Below are 250 nucleotides of genomic sequence, written 5' to 3'. Positions count from 1 at the left end.
CGGTCAGCGGCTGCGTGAGCGAGAGCGTCTGCTTGGTTGCGTCCAGATTGGCGACCTGCGATTTTGGAACCGTGACGGTGATCGGCGTCATTAACTTGCCGATACTCTCCCCGCCGATCGCCCCTGGGCTCCACCTCCACTGCGGATAGTCGAAACTGTCGTAGAAACCGAGGTCATCGACGGACATCCCCCCGGTCCAGAGCGTCAGCGTAGTCGAGCCCGCATCCTGCGGCGTGCCCGCCTGCGTGAC

Annotated in this window: 1 protein-coding gene; it reads right to left on the bottom strand. The window is 63.6% G+C overall.

Annotated features, from left to right (window positions below; translation table 11 throughout):
* Window positions 1-187: hypothetical protein (locus SB771_RS36035; protein ID WP_410722166.1), on the bottom strand; the 187-nt coding region annotated here is incomplete at its 3' end.
* Window positions 188-250: the final 63 nt, after the last annotated feature.

This window comes from Burkholderia sp. SIMBA_051 (genome assembly GCF_046534915.1).
GTDB classification, from domain to species: Bacteria; Pseudomonadota; Gammaproteobacteria; order Burkholderiales; family Burkholderiaceae; genus Burkholderia; species Burkholderia ambifaria.
The sequence above is the reverse complement of the archived record's forward strand: the minus strand, read 5'-3'. Positions and strand labels throughout refer to the sequence as shown.